The 24,529-nt window shown below is 45.3% G+C and carries 30 protein-coding genes, 1 tRNA gene and 1 pseudogene; 1 reads left to right on the top strand and 31 read right to left on the bottom strand.

Annotation, left to right across the window (positions count from 1 at the left end; all coding sequences use genetic code 11):
- Positions 1-257: 257 nt before the first annotated feature.
- From ACTNC3_RS06865 to sdaAB, 22 genes and pseudogenes are all read right to left on the bottom strand, one after another.
- Entirely contained in the window at positions 258-557 is a 300-nt protein-coding gene (locus ACTNC3_RS06865) for a hypothetical protein (RefSeq protein WP_441226911.1), read from the bottom strand.
- The gene (locus ACTNC3_RS06860; RefSeq protein WP_441226910.1) at positions 554-817 is read right to left on the bottom strand and encodes a hypothetical protein; all 264 of its coding nucleotides are present in this window, start codon (positions 815-817) and stop codon (positions 554-556) included. The genes ACTNC3_RS06865 and ACTNC3_RS06860 overlap by 4 nt, the downstream gene beginning before the upstream one ends.
- Before the next feature lie 6 nt (positions 818-823).
- The gene (locus tag ACTNC3_RS06855; protein ID WP_441226909.1) at positions 824-2,410 is read right to left on the bottom strand and encodes an ATP-binding protein; all 1,587 of its coding nucleotides are present in this window, start codon (positions 2,408-2,410) and stop codon (positions 824-826) included.
- A gap of 37 nt (positions 2,411-2,447) precedes the next feature.
- A complete protein-coding gene (locus tag ACTNC3_RS06850) occupies positions 2,448-3,239 on the bottom strand; it encodes a hypothetical protein (protein ID WP_441226908.1) in 792 nt (263 codons plus the stop codon).
- On the bottom strand, positions 3,226-3,690 hold the full coding sequence (locus tag ACTNC3_RS06845) for a TFIIB-type zinc ribbon-containing protein (protein WP_441226907.1): 465 nt from the start codon (positions 3,688-3,690) through the stop codon (positions 3,226-3,228). The genes ACTNC3_RS06850 and ACTNC3_RS06845 overlap by 14 nt, the downstream gene beginning before the upstream one ends.
- Before the next feature lie 273 nt (positions 3,691-3,963).
- The gene (locus ACTNC3_RS06840; protein ID WP_441226906.1) at positions 3,964-4,341 is read right to left on the bottom strand and encodes a hypothetical protein; all 378 of its coding nucleotides are present in this window, start codon (positions 4,339-4,341) and stop codon (positions 3,964-3,966) included.
- A gap of 106 nt (positions 4,342-4,447) precedes the next feature.
- A pseudogene (locus ACTNC3_RS06835) lies at positions 4,448-4,639 on the bottom strand (hypothetical protein); the annotation flags it as partial.
- 350 nt (positions 4,640-4,989) lie between these two features.
- Positions 4,990-5,238: a hypothetical protein gene (locus tag ACTNC3_RS06830; protein ID WP_441226905.1), complete on the bottom strand. Its 249-nt coding sequence runs from the start codon at positions 5,236-5,238 to the stop codon at positions 4,990-4,992.
- A gap of 29 nt (positions 5,239-5,267) precedes the next feature.
- Positions 5,268-6,194, bottom strand: a complete 927-nt coding sequence (locus ACTNC3_RS06825; RefSeq protein WP_441226904.1) for a DUF4268 domain-containing protein — start codon at positions 6,192-6,194, stop codon at positions 5,268-5,270.
- A gap of 26 nt (positions 6,195-6,220) precedes the next feature.
- On the bottom strand, positions 6,221-6,346 hold the full coding sequence (locus ACTNC3_RS06820; protein WP_441226903.1) for a hypothetical protein: 126 nt from the start codon (positions 6,344-6,346) through the stop codon (positions 6,221-6,223).
- 283 nt (positions 6,347-6,629) lie between these two features.
- Positions 6,630-7,913 carry a HipA domain-containing protein gene (locus tag ACTNC3_RS06815; RefSeq protein WP_441226902.1) on the bottom strand — a complete coding sequence of 428 codons (1,284 nt, stop codon included), beginning with the start codon at positions 7,911-7,913 and terminating at the stop codon, positions 6,630-6,632.
- A gap of 2 nt (positions 7,914-7,915) precedes the next feature.
- Positions 7,916-8,128, bottom strand: a complete 213-nt coding sequence (locus ACTNC3_RS06810) for a helix-turn-helix domain-containing protein (RefSeq protein WP_410043719.1) — start codon at positions 8,126-8,128, stop codon at positions 7,916-7,918.
- A 271-nt stretch (positions 8,129-8,399) separates the two neighbouring features.
- On the bottom strand, positions 8,400-8,729 hold the full coding sequence (locus ACTNC3_RS06805) for a hypothetical protein (protein ID WP_441226901.1): 330 nt from the start codon (positions 8,727-8,729) through the stop codon (positions 8,400-8,402).
- 378 nt (positions 8,730-9,107) lie between these two features.
- The gene (locus ACTNC3_RS06800) at positions 9,108-9,944 is read right to left on the bottom strand and encodes a hypothetical protein (protein ID WP_441226900.1); all 837 of its coding nucleotides are present in this window, start codon (positions 9,942-9,944) and stop codon (positions 9,108-9,110) included.
- A 10-nt stretch (positions 9,945-9,954) separates the two neighbouring features.
- The gene (locus ACTNC3_RS06795) at positions 9,955-10,773 is read right to left on the bottom strand and encodes an ImmA/IrrE family metallo-endopeptidase (RefSeq protein ID WP_441226899.1); all 819 of its coding nucleotides are present in this window, start codon (positions 10,771-10,773) and stop codon (positions 9,955-9,957) included.
- 4 nt (positions 10,774-10,777) lie between these two features.
- Positions 10,778-11,152 carry a helix-turn-helix domain-containing protein gene (locus ACTNC3_RS06790; protein ID WP_441226898.1) on the bottom strand — a complete coding sequence of 125 codons (375 nt, stop codon included), beginning with the start codon at positions 11,150-11,152 and terminating at the stop codon, positions 10,778-10,780.
- A gap of 272 nt (positions 11,153-11,424) precedes the next feature.
- Entirely contained in the window at positions 11,425-11,727 is a 303-nt protein-coding gene (locus tag ACTNC3_RS06785) for a hypothetical protein (RefSeq protein ID WP_441226897.1), read from the bottom strand.
- Between the two features lie 317 nt (positions 11,728-12,044).
- The gene (gene sdaAA, locus ACTNC3_RS06780; RefSeq protein WP_441226896.1) at positions 12,045-12,932 is read right to left on the bottom strand and encodes an L-serine ammonia-lyase, iron-sulfur-dependent, subunit alpha; all 888 of its coding nucleotides are present in this window, start codon (positions 12,930-12,932) and stop codon (positions 12,045-12,047) included.
- 20 nt (positions 12,933-12,952) lie between these two features.
- Entirely contained in the window at positions 12,953-13,657 is a 705-nt protein-coding gene (locus ACTNC3_RS06775; RefSeq protein WP_441226895.1) for a hypothetical protein, read from the bottom strand.
- A 17-nt stretch (positions 13,658-13,674) separates the two neighbouring features.
- Positions 13,675-14,394, bottom strand: coding sequence for a DUF5058 family protein (locus ACTNC3_RS06770; RefSeq protein ID WP_441226894.1), 720 nt, complete (start codon positions 14,392-14,394; stop codon positions 13,675-13,677).
- Between the two features lie 25 nt (positions 14,395-14,419).
- The gene (locus tag ACTNC3_RS06765; RefSeq protein ID WP_441226893.1) at positions 14,420-15,850 is read right to left on the bottom strand and encodes an amidohydrolase; all 1,431 of its coding nucleotides are present in this window, start codon (positions 15,848-15,850) and stop codon (positions 14,420-14,422) included.
- A 31-nt stretch (positions 15,851-15,881) separates the two neighbouring features.
- Positions 15,882-16,562, bottom strand: coding sequence for an L-serine ammonia-lyase, iron-sulfur-dependent subunit beta (sdaAB, locus tag ACTNC3_RS06760; RefSeq protein WP_441226892.1), 681 nt, complete (start codon positions 16,560-16,562; stop codon positions 15,882-15,884).
- A gap of 285 nt (positions 16,563-16,847) precedes the next feature.
- Here sdaAB and ACTNC3_RS06755 point away from each other — a divergent pair, with 285 nt between their 5' ends.
- Positions 16,848-17,732 (top strand): LysR family transcriptional regulator, encoded by an 885-nt coding sequence (locus ACTNC3_RS06755; protein ID WP_441226891.1) that lies wholly within the window; start codon positions 16,848-16,850, stop codon positions 17,730-17,732.
- 459 nt (positions 17,733-18,191) lie between these two features.
- On the opposite strand, the gene ACTNC3_RS06750 is transcribed toward ACTNC3_RS06755, so the two are convergent.
- The 9 genes from ACTNC3_RS06750 to cysS all read right to left on the bottom strand — a co-directional run bounded on the left by ACTNC3_RS06750 (position 18,192) and on the right by cysS (position 24,507).
- The gene (locus ACTNC3_RS06750) at positions 18,192-18,431 is read right to left on the bottom strand and encodes a hypothetical protein (protein WP_441226890.1); all 240 of its coding nucleotides are present in this window, start codon (positions 18,429-18,431) and stop codon (positions 18,192-18,194) included.
- A 134-nt stretch (positions 18,432-18,565) separates the two neighbouring features.
- On the bottom strand, positions 18,566-19,096 hold the full coding sequence (locus tag ACTNC3_RS06745) for a hypothetical protein (protein WP_441226889.1): 531 nt from the start codon (positions 19,094-19,096) through the stop codon (positions 18,566-18,568).
- A 348-nt stretch (positions 19,097-19,444) separates the two neighbouring features.
- Positions 19,445-19,672, bottom strand: coding sequence for a tyrosine-type recombinase/integrase (locus ACTNC3_RS06740; protein WP_441226888.1), 228 nt, complete (start codon positions 19,670-19,672; stop codon positions 19,445-19,447).
- Positions 19,669-20,334, bottom strand: coding sequence for a hypothetical protein (locus ACTNC3_RS06735; protein WP_441226887.1), 666 nt, complete (start codon positions 20,332-20,334; stop codon positions 19,669-19,671). Before ACTNC3_RS06735 ends, ACTNC3_RS06740 begins: the two co-directional genes overlap by 4 nt.
- 134 nt (positions 20,335-20,468) lie before the next feature.
- Positions 20,469-20,541: transfer RNA gene (locus ACTNC3_RS06730), tRNA-Thr, on the bottom strand.
- Positions 20,542-20,754: 213 nt separating this feature from the next.
- On the bottom strand, positions 20,755-21,633 hold the full coding sequence (gene aroE / locus ACTNC3_RS06725; RefSeq protein ID WP_441226886.1) for a shikimate dehydrogenase: 879 nt from the start codon (positions 21,631-21,633) through the stop codon (positions 20,755-20,757).
- Between the two features lie 109 nt (positions 21,634-21,742).
- On the bottom strand, positions 21,743-22,486 hold the full coding sequence (rlmB, locus tag ACTNC3_RS06720; protein WP_441226885.1) for a 23S rRNA (guanosine(2251)-2'-O)-methyltransferase RlmB: 744 nt from the start codon (positions 22,484-22,486) through the stop codon (positions 21,743-21,745).
- 120 nt (positions 22,487-22,606) lie between these two features.
- Positions 22,607-23,098 (bottom strand): Mini-ribonuclease 3, encoded by a 492-nt coding sequence (locus tag ACTNC3_RS06715; protein ID WP_441226884.1) that lies wholly within the window; start codon positions 23,096-23,098, stop codon positions 22,607-22,609.
- Positions 23,098-24,507, bottom strand: a complete 1,410-nt coding sequence (gene cysS / locus ACTNC3_RS06710; protein WP_410043723.1) for a cysteine--tRNA ligase — start codon at positions 24,505-24,507, stop codon at positions 23,098-23,100. Before cysS ends, ACTNC3_RS06715 begins: the two co-directional genes overlap by 1 nt.
- Positions 24,508-24,529 lie beyond the last annotated feature (22 nt).

The raw sequence follows: 24,529 nt of genomic DNA, 5'->3' as shown, positions 1-24,529 counted from the left end.
GCAAAGAGGGTACCCCGGACCTTCTTTCTTTTTAATCTCATGACAGTATACAGATCAATCTCATGACACGCAAGAAGATCAGCCCGGAGTCAATCTAGGCAGTCAACAACACACTGTCACCTCTCTTTTGTCTTGCGTTATACTCGCTTATAAATAATTGGTTCGTCATATCCAAAAGTCCTCTTTTCATCCTCTTTTTCCATAATAAGGAAAAGATGTGGTGAATCATACCAGTAGTAATGACTTCATTTTTTTAATTATATCATCAAGGATTCGCCAGAAAAATAAAGTAGTAAGGTCGATATGCACTCTCTTTTCTTAATATTCAGGAACCACTTACTCGGATGGATTTTCCTGTGCTTGACGGCAATGATCTTTTCGAGGTCCAGCCCCATCAGCATATCATGGTATGTAATTGCGATTTTGTCCTTTTCCCCGATGGATTTCACCATTTTCACAAGCAGGGTTTTTCCTGTAGCGGAATCCGGATGAAAATTATACAGCCCTGGTTCCAAGTCGATATTCACTTTACGATTCATCGCCACAAACTCAATCATAGTACATCCTCGTTAAAACGTACACCGAAGCGGTCTTCAAACGTAGATTCCATATTTTCAGCATCCACTGCCTTAATGATATTTTTCACAGCATCGTTCACCACGATTTCGGGCTTCGCATCTGCGATCTCTATATCCTCCAGCTTATCCTCGAACTCTCGATCCTCGTCATACCAGAAGATGATGCGGCGCTTATAAAACTCCGGCAGCGGTGCAGCAAATCTCCGGTTTAAATCCTGTATTACTTTGTCTGTATCCATGCTGCATTATTTTCCTTCTGTATTTTTTACATAAGTCGTGCTTCTAGCCGCACCTTCTTTTCTCAAATAGCCGTCCTTAACCATATTGGACAAAATCGCTCTGGCTCTACGCTGTTTAACATCTAAAAGCTCTACTGTTTCAATAGTACTGATAGCGCCATTTTCGGATACATATTTATAAATACGCTGTTCCTGTTCATTATCGGGCATTTTTTTATCAGTATCCGGCACGGGATTCCATGTATCCGGCACTTCACTGATACTATCCGGCATTCCTTTATGAGCATTCGACACTTTTTCGGCAGTATCCGGCATTCCTCCACGAGTATTCGGCACTATTTCGGTACTATCCGGCAGCTTTTCACCAGTATCCGGCACTTTTATGGCGTCATTAAGCTCATTCGGATCAATTGGCTTAACTTGTTTTCGATAGATGTTGATACGCAAATCAACTTCGCCGCCAATAAACTCTGGCTCCCGTAGTCCGGCCGCTTTTACTTTATCGATAATTCTCGGAATGCCACTTCCCCAATGTTCGATCAGATTCATATAGGAAAACGCATAGGCCAGTGCTTCATTTCGTATTTTGGAATACCCTTCCTTCATACGCTCTATCGTTTGTCCCATAGGTAGCTTTCCTGGAGAAGTGATTTCCAGCCGATCGTCATATACGGCCACCTGTATCGTACCATGATCCAGATAACTCCGATGGACCATGGCGTTAATAATCAACTCACGGATGGCATCTGGTGGAATCTCATAAATATCTTGCCGATAAATCCCCACGATGGTAGCGCCCAGATGAATGTTTCTCAGAACAAACTGAAATGCTTCATCGATCTGTTCCCAAAGCGGTCCGGTGTATTCTCTGCGGTCAACAAATACTGCTTTCGTTGTCCCTTTAAACACGCCACATTGTGTTGCAACATGAAGTCCTCCGTTGCCAGTCAAAATAGCAAAAGCATTGGATGGATAATCTTTTCCGTCCCGCTCAATCAAAATGCCCCATGATCGCAGCTGCTGCTTGCCGACATCCTTAATGGCCACCTTTTGCTCATCGCTGCGCGCATTTCTTATGGCCTGCTCCTTCATGGCCTGACAAAGATCATCAATTTGCGCATCCGTAATGGTCAGGCCGGTACACAAAACCTGATCAAAATGACGGTTACTGCCCTCAAATAAAAGCTCCTTGATCATGTATTCATCGGCGAGACGGGTGGTGCCCGCAACACGGACATATACCCCACCTTCTCGTCCCAGAGCTTTGATATAATATGGGCGCTGTCGCCCCTCCGAAACCTCCACGACAATCACGGTTTTCCCATCAATCGTCTGCACTGTAATATTAGGTATAATGGCGGGTTCACAGCTGTCCGATACCGCATTGGCGATAGCATCCATTTCCTTGAACACATCTTCTTCGCCAAGGCCGACAACATCTCTGGTTTTATCAGCAACTCCGAAGATGATCTTCCCGCCGGTTCCGTTTGCAAAGGCAACCACAGATTTCATATATTTGATACTCTTTTCCGGCAGACTTTCCTTGAACTCCACATTCTTAGACTCTCCTGCAAGAATTTCTTCTATGGTCATACTGACACCTCGCTCTCTTGTACAGTTTTAACCGTTGTCACGATAGCATTTGCTTCACAAATTGAATCAAAGCTGCAACTGCCGATGCAAATTCGACAGTTCCTTTTACGGCTTGTAGTGAAGCTATTGCCGTCTTTATCATGGATTTCTTTGGTTTTTCGGCTGCAACTTCTGCTTCTATAACTTCCAAGCTTTCAGATGCCGTTTCCTTATCTTCCTCTGATGTAAGAGTGTCCAGCCTTGTCCTAACTGCTGAAATCAACTGTTCGATAGTGTTTGTTGTTGCCCCTATATTTATAGTTGACGTAACAGATGAATTATCATTTGCAATAATAGCCTGACCATTTTGCACCGTCACATTATAAATAATCTTTTCATCTATACCCATATCAATACCTATTTTTGTTAAATAGCGTTCTACATGGCGAATCAACACCATAACAAACCGGTCATTAAAACCTTTGATTTTATCTTGCCATTTAGATGAAGAAGAATACCCCATGGCAACACCACGATATACTGAACTGTTGTTTTCTGCTAAATATTTTAAAACAGCATACACATTTCGTATTTCTTCGCTCTCAGTTTTACCCAATGAAAAAATCAACCTTCCGTAGGAGCCTTGTACTTCTTTAATTTCATTTTCCAAATCCCAATCGCAGCTACCGCAATCATGGATGTAGTCACTTATAATCGGAATATTATCTATGTAGTTTACAAATTTCCTAAGCACATCAGCATAATCGTCATAATCTGCCTGAAGTAGTCGATTAGAGTAGCTGTTAAAATCATATTGAATTATTCGTAATTCTTTTCTATTCAATTTCATAATTTTTCACCCCACAAAAAGGACAGTAGGCACCAGTCATCTTTAGTAATGGCTTGATTTTTGCGGTTCGTTTACAGCAAGGAAAAGAACATATTTCCAGTGCCTCTATTCCAGAATAAATAGGATCTTCCGCCTCGTGATGCGGCTTTTTTTTCACCTTGAACTTAACCATACTGTTCTTGCTGTTATGACGTTCCAAATCCTTGAAGGCATCATAAATAATGTCGTTGGCATAATTCTTTATCATTCTATTTGCAAGATCCAGAACATCATCTGTTATATAGCTGTCGCTGATTAATCCACAGCTTGGGCAAAATACATGTAACACGCCATCATCCTGCAAATCATCCGGAGTTCCCTTAAAAAAGTTCCCGCAATGTTCACACTTTAAAAGAACATATCCATCATCATCTGTCGGAATGGAAATGCTCATATGAATCTCTTCTTTCACAAAAACCCCCTTTCTGCTTAGTGGGCTTCAGGCGTTCACTCGTCGATGCGCTGGCAACACGTGCCTCCCTTACGCTTCCTGATAATTTCACGGTCATTGCTTTTCGGTAATTTCCTATCGGCCATCCTTTTGGACATTGTGTCCGTTTAGAATGAGACCGATAAATGTGGATATAGTTCCGACCTGAAAAGCTGCAAAAGAATTATGAAATCTTAATCTATTATCGAAAAAGCTTTGATAAGTCATCGTCCAGCTTATCTCCAAATAGATAGATCACAGGGATACCTCCAGTTTATTCTTTTGAAGGATCACAAAGCAGGTATCATCGAAATCGCAAAAGTTTCTTTCTGTCTTATAATCTACAAGCGTAACACACTTACTATGCTTTAATACTTCTAATTTTTCTGCTTCATGATCATATAAATCAAAGCGATCTAAAATTAAGAGCTGTGGCTTGCCTGCGATGATCTTTTCGAGGTCCAGCCCTATCAGCATATCATGGTATGTAATCGCGATTTTGTCCTTTTCCCCGATGGATTTCACCATTTTTGCAAGCAGGGTTTTTCCTGTGGCGAAATCCGGATGAAAATTATAAAGCCCTGGTTCCAAGTTGATATTCACTTTGCGATTCATCGCCACAAACTCAATCATAGTACATCCTCGTTAAAACGGTCCAATGTAATATGAACACATGTATTCACTATTGTCCCAACGTAAGCGTTTTTGTCGTTTACTTTCCAATTGCCTCAAGGTTTCGTCACTTAATCTTCGCCAGCACATCCTGGAACTTGGCGTAGTTCACCTTCACGCCATCATCGAGGTCGATGGAAATCATCTGGTCGACGAGATGATGGATCTTCTCCTCGTACGCATGAATTTCCGTCGCCTGGTCGTTCAGCGCCTTCAGCTGCTTCGTCAGCTTCACGCGTTCGCTCGTCGATGCACCCGCACATATGCATTTTTGCACACCCCTCATAACGATGCCGTATGCACCGTTACGGAGTAGGGGATTCTGCTTTACTGCTGTTTGTGTGTACATTGGCAGCCCTCCCTCCTTTCTTTCCGTTGCTCATAATTTCCAGCCTTTATGAATCTGATATCGGTATTGCTTTTAATGCCTCATCAATTTTAATTGCCTGTACCGGAACGTATTCACCATTAATCCGCACCCCTCCACCAGTCAATGAGAACAATTCCCTTGATGTATTTAAGTCCAAATGTAGGTTCTTATTTGAAAGCAACTGGTTTAAACCGGCAGCCACTTTTTCAGAGAGAAACTTCTCAACTTCTTTCTGCCGTTCAATGCACAGTTCTTCTGATTTGCAATCCTTCCTGCTCCGGTGTTAATTGGACGCGCTGCTCTTCATAAGGGTACGGAGCATAATCATCACTCTGTAAATCATCTACATCGTATTCTTCCCACTCAATGATATCCGGATTCTGATTATTTTCGTCCCGCGTCAATCCTCTCACGCGATCTGGATTGTCCTTGGAACGGATGAGGTGATCTCCATCTTTTACAATTGGCTTATATACTTTCTCACCCATTCTGTTTCATCTCCCTCAAATAGGATAAATTATAAATACTTCTTGAACGCTTTCTTCATTTTGAGCATGACATCAATAATCCAATCAAATTGTGTATTCCATTGGCTTTTGTCTCCGAAGGTCACGCCCTTCTCGATAACGATGCGGCTTGCCTTACGCTCCGGCAGTTCCCGCCAGTCAAAAGTCAAAGTAGCATCGGATTCGATGGCATCCTTATTATCGAAGAGGGAGTGGAACAGCTCTTTATCCTCACTGATATACAACTCCACATCAAGTTCGTCGCGCTTCTGAATCTGTGAAACAGCGATGTGGCAAGCAGAGGATCCCACACTGAAATTCATCCAGTGATCCATGGACGGCTTTCTACGATTAAAGTTTTTTGCAAACTGTGCATTCTGAAAAGCGTAATCCTGGAATGCCACCCAGTAATCATAACGTTGTTGCTGAGTTGCATTTGCAGAATCACTCTTCTTTACTTCCTTTGTCCAGTCGTTCGGCTTTTCAATAACTTCAAACTTTACCGCCGGTTCCGAATTGCCGATTCTATACAACTTAATCTCACAAAGGAAAAATCCCACCTTTTCATCGGTGTGGTTGTTTAACCATTCAATTGCAGCCTTGTGTTCCTCTCGAGCGTGTTTCACCACCCAAATAATCACATCCGCAGATTTGCCAGACGCATAGGTTATCAGCTTTCCTAGGTGATCATGGTTTGTGTCCTCCAGCTGATTCTCGATGATAATTTTTCGATCCGTTCCCGTCTCAGACGCAAAGATATCGACATTGAAATCTCCCACTGAAGACTCTGTCTCATCGACGGTAATATCAAGCCCCACTGCATCCGCAAGGAGGGCAATGTTATCATCCTGTGATAGCCACGGAGTAAAGTCCAGAGCTTCATGCGGCCACACCGTTCGCAGGTCTTTTATTTCTTCCAATTTGCTCAAATTCACCATTCTATTCTTCCTTATCCCAACAACTGCTACTTTTTCTTTTTAAACGCTTCCTGCGTGATAATGCCTGCATCAAGAAGATTTTTAAACTTCAAAATCTCGTCTGCAGCACTTGCTGTTTCAAACACTTCATGCTTTTTCTCACTTGAGGTCATTATTTTACCCCCCCTCCGTCTTATTTTTCCCTCTTCACATAAGTCAGCTCCACATCGTAGCCAAGCTTTTCTAACATCTGGAACAGTATCTAACTCAAACTTCCCACACCTAAAAGGTGTGTAGAACCTTGAAAACTCTTGCTGCTGTCCGTCGAGCCACGAGTGAATAGTAATATGCAGTGTTACAGCCCCTTCGAGTCCCACTGCCGGATATGTATGGAAAGAACTGGGAATAAGGATTTGATGCATTGACAACACAGCGGTTTATTCACTAACTTATAGCTCATATGTAATGATGAATTCCACCTTTATCTAAAATCTGATGGCTTAAGCTCCGTGCATCGTGAAATCCAAGATTATCTAAATCATTTGTGGCATGGTTCAGTGCATCGGCAAACTTATCTACCATGTCATCGAATCGGCGAAGTGCCATTTTTGCGCCGAGACCACATAACTTTGCTTCATTTGCAAAATGATCTCGAGATATTTGGCGGATGTCATAAATCCCATCGATACTAAAGGCCATATTTTCGGTGCTGCGTTCATAAACTACGGTACTTACGATATCATAAGCCGGTGCGATATGAATGGATCGTAAATCTTCGCTATATAGTAGTGAAACATTTTTTATATGATTATCGGTGTTGCCGATAAGATAGTTGAAAACACAAAGATCCCATAATTTCAGCTGGTCATGTAGTGGGTCCGAACAGTTTTTTCGGATCGTATCAAACATTCTTTTGAGATAATGCTGCCCATTTTTTTCATATTTATTTATGGCGGCAATCCCTAATGCCTGTGAAAAATCTTCTTGATGTAAGCGGTACGGAACCGGCATATGATTCAGCATTCTTTTTGAATCCTGCATTTTTCGATCGTAACGCTCAGTTGCAAAAAGAATATCTGCGTCATCACTACCGTTCAATTGTAAAATAAAGCTGTTTGGGACATCAATCCCGACATTCTTTGCGGTCAGCAAACATAATTGCTCATTTGCGACAATTCTCTTTAATCGAACATGGCTCTGCTTTATGATATGTGTGCTTGGTGCATCTCCGATAGGTAAATACCACTGATGTTTCTCATAATCATAATATAAACCGACTTTTCCAGATGCACCAGTGAGCGAAAGATGGGATTTACTTACAAATTCTGCGGATTCGCTTGCGCCTTCCGCCGCAAGTGCAGTTATTTCGTGATCTTCTAAAGGTCTATAAGCTGCTTTGATTTCGCCATTTATCGGATCAACTATTTTAATAGCCCCCAGGCACTCGCTGCCGAGAACGGAAAGAAGTGTCAAGTAATCTGATTCATCAGCGCAAAGTCTCTCTGCGACACATCTGCGTGTAAAACCTTCTGGCAGTAATCCCTCGAAGAAACATTTCGTCTCTTCGGGACTGAAATGCTTTTTCTCGATCGGTAGACTGATCGATATGGGGCGACAGTCAGGTGTCGATAAATAGATATCGTCATACGAAAAAAAAGAATTAGAAGAATCTGTACCGGTAATGTGCCCGACACAGGTGCTGATTCCGCATATTTCCATCATAACAGTAAGATTAAACATGGCTATCCTCGTTTCTCGGCAATGATGTCCATGCCTAAAATGTTTGCAAGGTGTATTGCTTTTTCAAGCTCTGCCGTAGGTTTGCCACGCTCCAGATCAGAAATATAGCTTATACTGAAGCCGGTTAACTCAGCAAGAGTACTCTGCGTATAGTGAAGTTCTTTTCGACGATTACGAATCGCAAGTCCGAAATCGCTTGAATCATAAAGCTTCATAAGGTTGCCTCGATTCTGCCGTACGGCTTATTTTAAAGTTGAGTTTGGTTATTTGGTTCGTACGGCTAAATTATACTTGCATTTATAAATAATGAGCCGTACGGCTAATTTATCACAAATGAATTATATAATTAGCCGTACGGCGTAGTCAAGCGATATACATCATCATTATTCGCACCATTCCGTCAGCAGGTTGCCGTCCCCTTCGGTCCTCTGCCGGATCAGTACACGAGTGAACTATAACCAGTAAACTTGACCGTCAGATCATCGCCTAGAACTGTGTGTACATCATGAGGATGGCGACGTCCGCATAGATCAGATCCATGTAGTAGCGGCGTTCGGTCCGACAGTACTCGAAATAGTGGATGGCCTGCTCGAATTCCTCACCGGTGAGAAAATCTTCGGAGGTTTTTTGGCGCACGTGCTGCTTGAAGAAGTGCAGTACGTCGGTCGGTGATTTTTCCGGCCGATATTTATAGAAATCGTCGATGACAGCTTTTACGAGACGAACTGCCCGATTTAAAGAGGATGAACTATAGTACTGATAACAATGCGTCTTCCCGCGACCGCGGTCGTACTGGGCGGTTTCGAGCCACCTCATGTAGTTGTCTAGATCGCGGCAAAAAATGTGCTCTGCTGAGATTGTTAAAAATTTCCGCCCCACAAAAATCACGCTTTCGCCCCAATTTTTCATGCTGTAAACGTTCATCCACTGTGCATACACGCTTATGTGCCATCGATGGATGAAGATACAGAAAAAGCCCGGAAATGACGACTTTACGCCATTTCTGGACTCTCCTCCAAGTGATTTCTCACCCTATAAAGAAAGCTGGCAACCGGAATCGGACCGGTGACCTCCGCACTACCAAGACGGCTTTAAAAAACGAAGGGCAGCTCGTAAATACGTTATTTTTTGACTGTTCATAAACTCTCGCCCCTCTATTCTATCACACTTCGCCCCAATGTGTGTAAGAAATGTTTAATCAAGAAATTCGCCAAGAGATTCGATGCTGCCCCGATACTGTAAATCTCCGTTTCTTAACAGCTGGAACTTTCCCATGTAAATATCATCAAATACTTTCTGTACAGGGACTCTTAATCGCTGATATCCAGATACAGACCATACTTTGTACTCTGTTTGGTTCTTTAAGAAGGAAGTCAGGTGATCGTAGTATTCCTGCATTTCAGTTTTCTCATGCCCCATTTTCATCAGCTTATGAAAGATTCCCAGGATACTGATGCAATTCACAGGGGCAGTCAGACCGGCTATACTCTGTCGTGCCTTAAAATCGTCCGAACAAAATACATACACCTGATTGCCTTGAAGAATCTGCATCATCTGGATCAACACATATGTTTTCTTCTCGCCTACTCCATTCTTATGTGGAATACGGTCATCGCAAGTCTTTAGTGCAACCAGGAAGGCCTCGACATCATCTCTATAATCAAGTGTACGCATGGCACTATAGTATTTTTCGAAAAAACCGGCATTGAATGTTTCGCAGCTTATTTCCAGCAACGTCAGATACATATTCGTTGCTGCTTTCCCATAAATGTGTTGAAGCTCATTCAGGATGTCACGGTCAGAAAATATCTTTATTCGACCTTCCCTGATTTTATCTTCGAGCCATGGATTCGGATCAGGTTGAATCTGATGTCTCGTTAATTCCTCCCGAATCATTTCATGACAGAAAAAATCATAATCTTCAAAGTCCAGAACGAAATCCGCTAATGTATGATGATCCTTATTTCTTGCCAAATGCGTTTTGTATAGAAAGTCTGTATCCAGTAAGGCACATTTTTTGCATACTCCCATAGTGCATTCCTCACGGCTTATTTAATCGACGAATCAGCTCAGAGAGTCTTGCTGTATCGCTCTCCAGACGCTCCTGCCGAACCGATTCCATGCGTTCTGCATCATACATTTGTTCTGACAGGTTTCCAAATCGAATAAGATTTTTGGTAACAGCCTGCCATCGCGCTGCTTTCCCTGTAAGATCAATCTGCTTGTTGATTTCCGATTCATCAACCTGTAAAAGCCGTCTGGCTGTTTTAATATCTATTTTATCTTCTTCAAACAGCCTTAATACTGCAGCTTTATATGGAATCGCAAAGATTTCCATGATTCGGAGAATGGTCTGAACCGAAGCGTCTTTATACGATAAATTATAGACATCCGTCTGTTCTTCTAATCGTTCTTTCGGTGCGAGCAAAAGCGCAGCAAATGCGTTTGCCTCCATATCTTCCACTTCTTTCGCTGCATCATCCAGCACATTTGATTCTAAAATCGAACCAGTTTGTAAAAGAACCGGGTCATTCTCCTCTAAATAGCAGTAAATATGGTACAGCTCATGTGCTGCTGCAAAGATCTGCTTTGATAACGGTAAATCGGAGTTCACCATCACAAACATGCAGCCCTTTCGAATAAACGTGCAGGCACATAACTCCTTATCTTCGATCGGATATCTAAGAAGGCTGAACGGCATATCATGACGCGTCACATAGTTTTCCAGTATATTGAAAATATCATCCCGGATAATATTGTTTTTATTATAAAGAGAGTTAAAGCGGGTGACACATTCAGTGATCACCTTATATTTCTTCTTATCCTTCACAAAAAGGCTGTTCTCTAATACTTTGCACATAGTATTAAGCCTCCCATGGCTGCATCATGTTCTCGGTGTTTTCACGCGTGCGTGTGTAGAAACAAATCATATCCGCAACCTCATCTGCAATTTGCAGTCCTTCTTTTGCTTCTGGAGATTCTACTTTGCCCATAAAAGCTTTTACTGTATTTGTCTCCGGAATGATCTGTGGAATTTCGACCAGACTTTCCATCGATACCCCAAGAAATCCCGCTATTTTTTGCAGTTCGACTGCATTGATGATTCTGGCACCACTAAGCATCTTGCTTATAATCTGTTTTGACACGCCTAGATAAGAAGACAGGTCGATCTGCTTCTTTCCCTGCTTTTTCATGACCAGCATAATATTATTGCTGATGATCTCATTCATATTTGCCATTGCTATACCTCCATCATTGTCCTCGTTCACTTCTATACTTGTATTATATGAAAAATGCTTCGGGCGGTCAATGTTTCGTTGACTTCTCTGTGCTAAAGCAAATGTAATTTTGCGGATTCGGCGACTTATCTTGGTTGCTTTCACTACCTCACTGATCCAGACACCGGCAGGCCGTGATACTAAAAATCCGGAAACGACGCTTTCACGTCATTTCCGGATTATCTTCAAACAGATAGATCACAGGGATACCTCCAGTTTATTCTTTTGAAGGGTCACAAAGCAGGTATCATCGAAATCGCATCCCGTGTATTTAATCCACATTCCTGTAAATCGATCATCTGATCCGGCATGAGTGCCACACAAATCGCAGCCTTGCAACCGGTACTTAATTCTGAAAGATACAAACGCACACCGAAGCGGTCTTCAAACGTAGATTCATCGATCATATTTCCAGCATCCACTGCCTTAATGATATTTTTCACAGCATCGTTCACCACGATTTCGAGCTTCGAGAACGACGCATCGATATCCACGATGTCAGCACGACAATTCTCAGCATCAAATACTTGTAGCATACAATCCTCTTTTTGATTCTTATCTCCAGCAGGCTCTGATAGTTGTTTACCACATCATAAACCATTTCGCCATTGGTGATTGTCTTAAAATGCTCTCTGGCGCAATGAATTTTGGACTCTTCGATTAGACGCAGCTGCATCAAATTCTCAACAAGATCGACAAACCCTCAAAAATTTGATGATCCTACGATATTGCCACAACCGACGGCACCAGAGACCAGAATGTTGCGTACATAATAAAAAATCCCTCCATAAACAAATACAATTCGTCTTATAAAACGTATCTGTTATGGAGGGAAATGTTAAGCCTTTTCTTCTTATGCTTTCTGCATATTATCCATCATCTTTTTCGCAAATCTGCACCCAGTTGGTGTTGCTGCGCAGCCGCCAAGGGCGGTCTCTCTTAACTCGGATGGCAGTTTTTTTCCAACCTCATACATGGTATCCAGCATTTCATCGAACGGGATAATCTGTGGAATACCGCTTAAAGCAATTTCCGCCGCGCTTAAGGCAATGGAAACACCTGCGGCGTTCCGGTTCTGGCAAGGACACTCGACTAAACCGCCCAGTGGATCACATACCAGTCCCAGAAGATTCATCAGCACGGTGGACGCAGCATTTAAACTTTCCTTAGGAGTTCCGTCCATCAGTTCCACTGCGGCAGATGCTGCCATGGCAGAAGCAACACCTACCTCGGCCTGACAGCCGCCTACTGCGCCTGCCACCGTGGCATTCCGCATCGCCAGATATCCGATGGCACCTGCGTTAAACAGGGCCTGGACCAGACGCTCATCAGAAATATGGTATTCTTCCTGCAGCGCCAGCAAAAGTCCCGGAACAATTCCAGAAGATCCTGCTGTGGGGGACGCTACGACCAAGCCCATAGAAGTATTAACCTCCAGAATCGCCATGGCATAAGTGATCGCATCGGACAACACACTTCCACAGATATTTTTCCTGGAGGTCTTGTGCTTGCGGAGAAGCTTTGCCTCTCCGCCAATCAGACCGCCGATGGATTTCTGAGGTTTTCGTATTGGGGTATAGGCAGACTCCCTCATGATCTCCAATGTGTGCGCCATTTTCTTCTCGACGGCATCTGCGCTGGTCTCTCCAAGTTCTATTTCCCTCTGCTTCATAATCTCTGATATAGAACAGTGATTGGTTTCACAGAGCTTTAACAGCTCTTCGGCATTCTTAAAATCCATTCCGACGGTCTCCTTGTTCTTTATTTCGCGTTTTTCTCTGACATTTTGATGAATCCGGCTTTATACATTGCATAAGCAAGCACAACACTGACAACCATACATCCAATTACGATAAATCCTTCTTTGCCAAGCAGTGGATAAAAATGATTGATAATGATTACCAGCAGCATCGTTGGAACCAGAATCCAGGATTTATTCTTAGCAGTGTACTCACCACAGTCCTGATTGATATTGCTTAATAACAGCCCCCCAAACAGTGCTGGAAGCAGGTATAAGCTGGCAGTCTGTACGGCACTGCTCATTAAGATCGGTTTTAACGGCACCATTAACAGAACGCCAAAAGCTATGATCACGGTTGTAATAATAGAAGAAACTGCTACGGCAATGCTGGCGATGGTATCTCCCTCATCCGTACCCTGGGCACAATCGGTCAGTGCCTGGGCATTTAAAACAACCGGAATCTTTAAGTTGGTAACATTACCAGTTAAGAATGTAATGTAAGCAGAGGAACCAAGCACGGGTGTATATCCAAGCACCTCTGCTACGTTGGTAGGAATATAAATTGCCAGAAGACCTACACAGGCAGTCAATAACTTACCGATATTCTCCGGCCATACCTTATATACTGCACTGACAATCGCTGGAATACCCAACATGAAACAGATACCAATAATAACACCTACACGTCCAAGACGGTGAATACTATTTTCATATTTCTTATTCATCTCTTACACCCTCCTAATTAACCGAGAATCTGTATCCAGAGCAGGGAAGAAGCCATGCCCAGAACCAGGGTGACAGCCATAATAAAGTTCTTGTACCAGTCGATCTTGAATTTATTTGCAATCCAGGTCTGAATAAAGGTCAGAGCACATGCAGTAATCGCAACAGCAGCAAAGACCGGTCCTTTGATGATCTGAATTGGCAGAAATGCCTCGATGATCGCCATGGACATTACACTGGTCAGCAGCGCACCAACCATACCATTTTTGCTTCTTGCCTTTACCATATTTTCCTGGATCTTCTTGCCGAATAACAGAACGCCTGTGATTCCACCCAGGATACAGATACTCATAACGAACATCAGAGTACCAACAACAGAAGGATCGCCTGCTGCGTTTAATGCAGCGATGGACTCATATCCAGCACCAGTTGCAGCCATATCTGCTGCTACTAACTCATAGGTAACAGAACCAACGACTGACAGACGGAACCAGGACCACGGAACACCGATAACCGTTGCAAGGCTGAATAAACCGATGACTACGGAAATGGATGGCACAATCGTATAAATCGCAGAAGAAACAATTGCCGCACGGATCTTTTCTTTCGTAATACCGATCTCCAGGGCGTGACGATAGGATTTACGCAGGGTAATCACACAAAATACTAAAATATAAAGGATCGCCGCGCCTACCAGTGTATACAGAAGCGGGCTGTTCATAATCTCAATAAAGCTCATAATCCTTTGTCCTTTCTAATTTACTTTACATTCCTTCGCCAGGTTTTGCATCATCTGGAAGTGGGGAAATATACACGCCACCGGTAGTAGCCAGCAATTCTTCCTTTGCTGTCTCAACCACTTCTGGTTTCTCCCATACTTCTGCACATGCTCTTGCAATGGCACGGGCTACTGCAATACTTCCCTTATCACCGATGGAAGTACCCACCTGAGCTGCGAACTGCCAGGTGTGAAGACCAGTTCCAGGAATACTGGTGGTTCCAGTATACTGCGTTGTCGGTATGTTATAGCTTACATCTCCAACATCTGTAGAAGCGGTGTACTGTTTTTCCATGGCACGCTCATCCACAGGCTCAACACGAGTCACTAGCGGTCTCTTTGCAAACTCCTCTTCGCTGATTCCCTGCATCTTTGCACCCATACGAATGGATTTTTCTCTTTCCTCTGGACTTAAGATATCCAGGAAACGGCGGGCAATGGCAAATTCTTCTTCTGTAAAGTCTGGACCACCTTCTGCAACAAATGCGTCAGAAAGGATCTTGGAAGCAGTCGGATTCGGAATGTTATCGCACATACCGCCCAGAACCTTGATGTTTACTTCGGTTTCTGTCATCATTGCTGCACCTTTTGCAATTTTTTTCACACGCTCCAAAATTGCGGCACTATCTGATAGCTTTGGTGCTCTCACGAAATACAGTAAGGATGCATGATCTTGTACAATATTTGGCGCATCTCCGCCTGCATCCAGGTATGCGTAATGAACTCTTGCACTGGAAATGATGTGCTCACGCAGGTAGTTCACACCTACGTTCATCAGTTCACAGGCATCCAAGGCGCTGCGGCCTAATTCCGGCGCTCCACCTGCATGGGAAGCAGTTCCCTTAAAATCAAAACGTACTTTATAATAACCAAGAGTGCGGCCCCAGAGACTGGTGTGATCCATTGGATGCCAGGTAAAGCACATGTCAAGGCCCTCAAAGCAGCCTCTCTTTACCATAAAACTCTTGCCAAATCCGGTTTCCTCTGCCGGGCAGCCAAATACCTTTACAGTACCGGTCTTTCCGGTCTCTTTTAAATACTCTTTTGCTACGATTGCAGCTCCGACCGTTCCTGCTGCCAATGCGCTGTGACCACAGGCATGGCCATATTTTTTCCCTTCAATCGGACACCGCTTTGCTTCTCCTGCCTTCTGGCTTAAATTCGGCAGTGCGTCATATTCGGCCAGAATACCGATCACCGGTTTTCCACTTCCATATGTACCTACAAATGCAGTTTCGATGTCTCCAATACCCCGTTCTACCTGAAACCCTTCTTTCTCCAGAAGTTCTTCCAGATAGGAAGCGCTCTTCTGAACCTCATAACCATACTCTGCCAGATCAAAGATCGAATGCTGGATGTCTGTGATCACATTCGATTTTTTCTGCGCAATGTCATGAATCTTTTGTGTCTCGCTCATAATTTACAACCCTCCAATATAAAATATAATTTTAAGAAAGCTGCTGTTTTGGAATCAGCATAACTTCCTGAACAGATGGATTTTTCCGGATTGCGCCAGTTACATCTTCCGGCAGATCTTCATCAGATTCTACGATACTGTAAGCGATCTGTCCCTTATTCGTACGGAACAGTTTCATAAAAGCAATGTTTACATTCGTATCACTGAGACATTTCGTGATATGGGCGATCACACCCGGTTTATCATAGTGAATGGTGATCAGAGTGCTATACTCTCCTGAAAAATTCACCTCCACATGATTGATCCGGCTGATACGGATCTTACCTCCGCCAATGGATTCTCCACGAACAGACATGGTCTGTCCTTCGGTATTTTTCATATCAATATCCACGGTATTCGGATAAATATCTGTCTCTTTTTCATTTACCAGGAACAGATATTTTAATCCCCGTTTTTTCGCAATCGCAAAGGAATTGGGAATTCTCTGGTCATCGGTGCTAAACCCCATGATACCGCCAAGCAGTGCCCGGTCTGTGCCGTGGCCCCGGTATGTACGGGCAAAGGAGCCATAAAGCGTAAATGTAACCTCCTTTAAGGTCCCCGGTAACAGTTTTTGTGCCAGAAGCGCGATAGAACAGGCTCCGGCGGTGTGTGAACTGGATGGTCCAATCATATTGGGACCCAGTACGTCAAATACGCTAATCAGTGCCATAATGCCCCCTCAAAACTTTTTATCTATATCTATTGATTTATGATATGGCGTATTATATCATGCAGATATACTGAAATCTAATTCAATAAATATATTGATTCGTTGAAAAATTTTCATAATAAAAGTGAGGGATAACTCGCATGGAATTTCGTCAGTTACAGACATTTATGATCATTTATGATCATCGCACAGACGGAAAGCTTCTCAAAAGCAGCGGAACTTCTAATTCAATAAATATATGGGGTCGTTGAAAAATTTTCATAATAAAAGCGAGGGATAACACGCATGGAATTTCGTCAGTTACAGACATTTATGATCATCGCACAGACGGAAAGTTTCTCAAAAGCAGCGGAACTTTTAGGCTATTCCCAGTCCGCGGTGACCGTACAGATCCGTCTATTGGAAAAGGAACTGGATACACGCCTTTTTGAACGGATGGGCCGCAAGATTGCCCTGACTGCCCAGGGACAGAATCTCCAGATTCATGCCGGACGAATCTTAGAGGAAATGAGCCAGGCAGAAGCGGAAATCCGTCTGGAACAAGAACTGTGCTCTCCTCTTCACGTAGGCGTTATCGAATCTTTATTTTTTACCAAACTGCCGCCAATTCTTGGCTACTTCCGTCAGCATTATCCGAAAGTTTCCTTAAAGCTGACGACCGGTACACCGAAGGAACTGATCGAACACATGGAATACAACCAGCTTGACCTGATTTACATTCTGGACCGCCCAAGATATAATAACCGTTGGTCAAAAGAAATGGAAAAGAAAGAAGATATCGTGTTTGTCACAAATCCTAAGCTGGCGATTACCCAAAAACAGGATCTGATGGTCGAAGATCTTCTGTACAACCCCTTCTTTTTAACTGAAAAAAATGAGAATTATCGAAAAGAACTGGATCAATTTTTAGAAAGTAAAGATATTATTCTGACCCCATCATTAGAAAGCAGCAATACCGAATTTATTATCCGTATGATCATTGAAAATGGCGGTATTTCCTACCTGCCGTATTTTGCGGTAGAAAAAAGCATAAAATCCGGAGAATTAGCTGTTCTGAAAGTGAAAGACTTTCAGTTAAGCATGTACCAGCAGATTTTTTACCACAAAAGCAAATGGAAAACCAAAGAAATGGAAGAGTTTATCCGTCTGGCCCAGATGAACCGCTCCTAACATGCACAAGAGGAAAGCTGGATTTTTATCTCCCGCTTTCCTCTTGTGTTATTTCTTTAATTGTTCTCAATTACCCATTTCACGTACTTTCTAAGCATACTCAATGGATGATCTGGAAATTGTTCATCCATAGACTCGTCTTCAGAAACATTCATCTGGATCACGAAAGAACATTTTCATAATATCTTTTACGCTATAGTTCTCACCTGGATGCTTTTCTTCCACGGATTTCTGAAACAACGAAAAACCTAGACTATCTCGTAGACCTGTTATTCCAACTTCAACATAATTACCGTTGATAAAATAGTTGACGCCATCAATATTTACATTGAAATTCAAATTCTAAGACACCTCTAGTACGGGCATACCTTCTCCAGAATATCTCATCTTTTGAATATTATAAATGTATTTATGTCCTTTCCTTGTCACGCCATTCCTGCACTCGACAAGACCGGTATCCTATGTTAAAAGCTCACGTGTTGAAGTAATTGTGCCTTCAACATCGTCATAATCCATGGCTTCTTCCTGGCTGACAATCCACGAAAAAAGCAGGCCTTGACACTTATCTGTATGAATGCCGCATCCCACATTTGGCTTAGGGATTTCATCGGGCACTGGTTTATTTAAATTACCATAGCCTTTAGGCTTCACCTTCAGTTTAAATGCTCTTTTACCTTTTATTATTTTATCGAATAGCATATTAGCTGGTCTCCTCTTGTTTTTTGACAACTTGCGACGACATATTCACACATTCAACTATGTTTAGTAAATTGCCTATGGTGTCAAATTAATCTGGCTATACGCTTTCCTGATGAGCTTTCTGATAGTTATATCTATTGTGCTTTTCCTGAAGTATCACGCTTCACCTTTAGCTGATCTTTATAAATACCGGAGATTAATTTCAAACCAGCCTCTGTTTCAAGGTCCACCATCTTCATCTCACCTTTAATAACTTTAATAAGTAGGATAATATAAGTTTCACCAAGAGCCGCCGTTAGCGCAGCTGCAGTTGCACCAGAAATTGCACCACCTACAGCGGTACCGACTCCAGGTATGAGCTTCAGTACATTTGAAACAAAGGTTTTGCCGAGAACGGTTGTACTAGCTGTACCAATGGTTCCTGTTATTATCGCTGTAAGTGTAGCTTTTTCAACAGAAATACCAAACACTGCAGTAATTCCTGCTAGCATTGCAACCTGTTCTGGAACAAGTAAAATAGCATCTGAAAATGGAATTGAAACTGCTCCTGTTGCTGCAGCCGCCGCTGCTGATGTTGCAACTACTGTCTGCGCCCTACCTTTTTTTAAGTCGATACTGGCGATCTGGACTGCAATAAAAGTCTTTTTTACGCCATCCGAAATCACATTATGGATACGAAGGTATAAAAAAATTGCGTTTGGCTCTATAAGTACATAAAGTCAGCGCGATTTTGTGTTTACCTAGTTGGTTAAGTAATCAGTGTATGTTCTTGCTCGGAGGAGGAAATTAGAACATTGATGTAGGAAGAGTAGGAAATCCCGAGGCGATTCGCTTGCGCTTTTAGCCGCTCATACTTTTCCTTCGTCATGATGACCTGTGTGCGGATTTTATCGGCAGCAAGATGATTTCTACTGTCGGGTATAGTGTCATATTTCATTTGTTTACCTCATAAGATGGGATGTAATTGTTCCAACTCAAATATGACAGTTTCATTTAAAAGCAATGATGTTTTTTTAAATAGAATTCATGACATCGTTAATTATTTCCTGATCCCGATTCTTCTGCGTTTCGGTATAGGCTAGATAGTATTTCATCGTTGTAGTAAGAGTCGCATGCCGAAGTTGATGCTGTACGGCTTCGGGGCTGACACCATGATCCAGCAGATAGGTTCCACAGGAGCCACGAAGCGAATGAAGATGTAAATCTTTTTTGATGCCGGACTGTTGCAGCCAGCTCTTCACTTTTTTATTGAGGCAGGATCGGAAATGAGGTTGCCACGTGTGTTTTGAAAGATAAGCGCCGTTCGTTTCTTGTACTGCACACGTCGGTTCAGGATGTCGGCAACTTTAGCTGGTACCTTGAGGCTTCCCTTCGATTCCTCTGTCTTCGTACGATCTATATAGCGACCTGTATGGGTGATATGCAGGATGCCGGTGTTCTGGTCCCAGTTTTCAACCCGAAGGCCGATGGCTTCGCCTGCCCGATGCCCGGTGTACATCATAAGGATGGCGACATTCGCATAGAGCGGATCCATATAGTAGCGGCGTTCTGTCCGACAGTACTCGAAGTAGCGGATGGCCTGTTCGAATTCCTCACCGGTGAGAAAATCCTCGGAGGTTTTTTGGCGCACGTGCTGCTTGAAGACGTGAAGTACATCGGTTGGTGATTTCTCTGGACGATATTTGTAAAAGTCATCAACAACGCTCTTTACAAGACGGAGGGCTCGATTTAAGGAAGAAGCACTGTAGTACAGATAACAATGCGTCTTCCCTCGACCCCGGTCGTACTGGGCGGTTTCGAGCCACCTCATGTAGTTATCTAGATCGCGGCAAAAAATGTGCTCTGCTGAGATTGTTAAAAATTTCCGCCCCACAAAAATCCCTTTTTCGCCCCAATTTTTCATGCTGTAAACGTTCATTCACTGTGCATACACGGTTATGTAACATCGATGGATGAAGATACAGAAAAAGCCCGAAAATGACGACTTTACGCCATTTCCGGGCTTCCCTACAGGTCCTTATCTCACCCTATAAAGAAAGCTGGCAACCGGAATCGGACCGGTGACCTCCGCACTACCAATGCGACGCACTACCGACTGTGCTATGCCAGCATTCCGTTCCCTCTCGAGAACTTCTATACTTTATCATGGAGACCCTACTCTGTCAACCACGAATTTACTTTTTTTGTAAAAAGTTTATGTGGACATTATTTTGCACATAACGGCACGGCGCAGATATACGGATACGGTGCTTATCTGCGTTGTGCAGGGCGTTTCCTGCGTGCTCTGAGCCGAAGCCGATATGAGGGCCAGTTAAACTGTGAATTATTCCGAGAAAAACTTCGCCTTGATCTTCTCCGTCGGCATCCTCTCGCCGGTCCAGAGCTCGAAGGCGGCTGCGCCCTGGTACAGCAGCATGTTGATGCCGTTGAAGGACTTGAGGCCGCAGGCCTCAGCCATCTCGAGGAGCTTCGTCTTCCGCGGATTATAGATGACGTCGGCGACGACCAGCGGAGCCGCTGCCCGCTGCGTAAGCCAGGACGGATCCTGGATGATGCAGGCATCGGTATGCGGTGCCATGCCGACATTCGTCGCGTTGATGAGGAGACAGGACTCCGCGATCTGCTGCTGCATCACAGCATCCTCATAGTCATAGACCGTGACATGGCAGTGGGTACGTTCGTTCAGCTCGGCGACGACACGGGCGGTCCGATCGTGGAAGCGGCTGGTGGCGCGCTCGAAGACCGCTACCTCGCGGGCACCATCGAGCGCGAGCTGCACGAGGATGGCGATCCCGGCCCCACCGGTACCGAGCAGCGTCACCTTCTGTCCGCGGAAATCGACGCCTTCCTGACGTGCCGACTCCGTGAAGCCGATACCGTCCGTGGTATGTCCCGTCGCCGTGCCATCGTCCTCGAGGACAACGGTATTGACTGAACCGGCGATCTCTGCTGCCGGACTCAGCCGGTCACAGAGCGCGACGGCCTCCGTCTTCAGCGGCATCGTGAGGTTGAAGCCGCGCACGCCCATACTCCGGAAGCTGTCCATCACGCCGGCGAGCTCCCCCTCTTTCACATCGAAGGCGAGGTAACGGTAGTCGAGCCCGAGCTCCGCGAAGGCCTCGTTGTGCATCGCCGGGGACATGCTGTGCGCCACCGGGCTGCCGAGCAGACAGATCATTTTCGTGCGTCCTGAAATTTCCATATTTCCTCCATCATCCAGAACAGGGAACCCGGCGTCCCGCCTGCGATTCCCTGCCATTTTCTTCCTATACGATTATATGTGGCCAATGTTTACATCAGCCCACATGTCGTCAGTTCAGCCGCTGCCGTACGATTTCGTACGCGAGCACGCCGCACGCGACGGATGCGTTCAGAGAGTCGATGTCGCCCTTCATCGGGATGGAGGCGACCATATCGCACTTCTCCTTCACGAGGCGGGAAACGCCCTCGCCCTCGTTCCCGATGACGAGTCCGATCGCACCCTTCAGATTCAGCTTATACATGAGCTCGCCGTCCATATCCGCACAGACGAACCATATGCCCTCCTTCTTCAGCTCCTCGATGGTCTGGCCGATGTTGGTGACCTTCGCCACACGGGTATGCTCCAGCGCGCCGGCCGAGCTCTTCGCCACGGTCGAGGTCAGCCCAACGGCACGCCGCTCGCGGATGATGACACCATGGGCGCCGGCGAGATTCGCCGTACGGATCATCGCGCCGAGGTTATGCGGATCCTCGATGCCGTCGAGGATGAAGAGGAACGGATCCTCGTTCTTCTCACGGGCAGCGTCGAGCAACTCCTGCACGCTGCTGTAGTGGAATGCCGCAAGGTAGGCCGCTACACCCTGGTGGCTCGCCCCCTGTCCGGCGATCTCATCGAGGCGCTCCTTCTTCACGAATTCCGGCTTCACACCGGCCTTCTTCGCCTCACGTAAAATCGTGGAAATCGGGCCGTCGTGGAGCCCGTCCTGTACGAACAGACGATCGATCGCCTTGCCCGCACGAAATGCTTCGATGACCGGATTTCGTCCGATCAGTGTAAATTCTTCGTCTCTCATGCTTAGATCCTTCTCCTATGCTCACATCCATGGCCGACTCCGAGAGCCGGTACACATCGGAGACGGTCTCCGATACAGGATGTGATGTTTGAACCGAAAAAACGCAGTTTTTCAACTGGCTTATTCTTTTTCTGCTTCTGCCGCCTGCTCGTGCCGGATCTCGCCGTAGCGGTCCTCCAGCGCCTGCAGGTGGGTGATGCCTCTCGCCTCCAGATCGATCATGCGCTCGTACTGCTCCGTCAGATACAGGTATCCGATCAGCGCCTCGAAGCCTGTCGCGCGGCGGTACTCCTGGATGGAGCTGTTCTTGCTGTGCGTTGCAGACTTCTGATTGCGGCCACGACGGTAGACGGACATCTCCTCGTCCGTCAGCACGCCCTGTCCGATGAGAAAGCCCATGATCTCCGACTGCGCATGTGCACAGACGAAGGTCGTCTTTTTCTGGTTGACAGCATTGACCACACCCGGGAAGTTCGACACCACATACTCCCGCACGGCGAGGTCATAGAGACAGTCGCCGATGTACGCGAGAATAAGCGGTGAAGTCGTCTGGACATCCACCGCTTTCAGATTCAGCTTTTCCTTATAGAGCTTGAAAATCTCGTAATCCATCAGGCACGACTCCACTTCACGCCTTCTCTGGTATCCTTGAGAACGATACCCATGGCGAGCAGCTGGTCACGGATTTCATCCGCCCGGGCGAAGTCCTTCGCCTTACGTGCTGCCTGACGCTCCTCGATCAGCTTCTCGACCTCACTGTCGAGATCATCCTTCTTGAGCTCCGTACGAATGCCCAGGACACCCATGAGAAGCTCGAGTTTCGCAAGCACATAGTCCACGTATGCCTTCGTGCTCTCCTCGGTCGCCGTGATGTTCGCCACACGAACGAGCTCGAAGATCGCCGTGATCGCATCTGCGGTGTTCAGATCGTCGTCCATCTTGCTGTTGAAGGTTTCCTGCAGCTGATCGACCGCCTTCTGATCCTCCAGCTCCTTCTCCGTCATCGCATCGCCCTGTGCCTTCGCACTCAGCTCACGCAGACGATCCAGCGCCGTGTAGATACGGTCGAGGGAGGTCTTCGCAGCATCCATGAGCTCCTTACTGAAGTTCAGCGGATTACGGTAGTGGGCGCTCAGCATGTAGAAGCGGAGCACCATCGGATCATACTGCGCGGTGATGTCACGGACGGTAAAGAAGTTACCGAGGGACTTACTCATCTTCTGGTTGTTGATATTGATGAATCCGTTGTGCATCCAGTAGTTCGAGAAGGTCTCGTGGTGTGCACTCTCATACTGTGCGATCTCGTTCTCGTGGTGCGGGAAGATGAGGTCCTCGCCGCCGGCATGGATGTCGAGACGTCCGCCGCAGTACTTCGGAGCCATGACGCAGCACTCGGTGTGCCAGCCCGGACGACCCTCGCACCATGGAGACTCCCAGTACGGCTCGCCGTCCTTCTTCGGCTTCCAGAGTACGAAATCGGTCGAGGTACGCTTGCCCTCCTCACCGGACACCTTCAGATCACGGAAACCGGACTGCAGCTCATCGATGTTCTTGTGACTCAGCTTTCCGTAGCCGCGGAAGGAGGTCGTATCGAAATAAACGGTACCATCGGCAGCGACATAAGCATTACCGCCCTCGATCAGGGTCTTGATCAGATCGATCATGCCCTGGATCTCCTCGGTCGCCTTCGGGTGTGCGCTCGCCGGCTCGATGTTCATCGCATCCATGTCCTTCTCGACCTCGGCGATGTACTTCTTCGTGATCTCGCCGCAGCTCACGCCCTCTTCGATGGACTCCTTGATGATCTTGTCGTCGACATCGGTATAGTTCGACACATAGGTCACCTTATAGCCCTGATACTCCATATAGCGACGGAAGGTATCAAACACGATCATCGGACGCGCGTTACCGATATGGATGAAGTTGTAGACCGTCGGTCCACAGACATACATACGGATCTTGCCCTCCTCGATCGGCTTAAACTCTTCCTTCATGCGGGACATCGTATTAAAAATCTTCATAGTATCTCCTCTGCCCATGATT

Source organism: Oribacterium sp. HCP3S3_B9, assembly GCF_052064255.1.
Taxonomy (GTDB): domain Bacteria; phylum Bacillota; class Clostridia; order Lachnospirales; family Lachnospiraceae; genus Oribacterium.
This window is presented reverse-complemented; position numbering and strand designations above follow the sequence as displayed.